This window comes from Mesorhizobium sp. BHbdii (assembly GCF_053848045.1).
This window is the reverse complement of sequence record NZ_JBSPKX010000121.1, coordinates 1-531: the sequence shown is the minus strand read 5'-3', so window position 1 is coordinate 531 and position 531 is coordinate 1. Positions and strand designations below refer to the sequence as shown.

Below are 531 nucleotides of genomic sequence, written 5' to 3'. Positions count from 1 at the left end.
ATCGATGCCTGGATGCGCTCCAGCGGCACCGACGCGCGCGACAGCGAGCCAAGCACGAAGAACAGCGTGTTGATCGACAGGCTCCACAACACGCCGTGGTTCAGCGGCTCGGCCACCGTACCGAACAGGGCTTGCGGGCGCAGCGCCTCGAAGCCGAAGAGCCCGTGCACGACGATGTCAGTGTCGGGCGCGACAAGCGAGGGCAGGAGCAGTGTGTAGCCCCAGACGATGATGCCAGCGACCATGCCGAGCGCGGCACCCCTGCCATTGGCGCCGCGCCAGATCAGCCCGCCGATCAGCGCCGGCGCGAACTGCGCGATGGCCGCGAAGGACATCAGCCCGATCGACGACAGCCGCGCTGAGTTGGTGCTCTCGCGATAGTAGAGGAACGCGATAAACAACAGGATGAAGATCGCCCCGCGTCGCACATTGAGAATGAGCGTCGACCAGTCCTCGTTCTCGGAGGTCGAGGTCTTGAGCAGGCGGCGCACGAACAGCGGAATGACGAGGTCGTTGGAGATCATGATCGAC

General features: G+C 64.6%; 1 pseudogene. It reads right to left on the bottom strand.

The features are described from left to right. Nucleotides 1-531, bottom strand: a pseudogene (locus tag ACWTU8_RS32175) (hybrid sensor histidine kinase/response regulator); the annotation flags it as partial.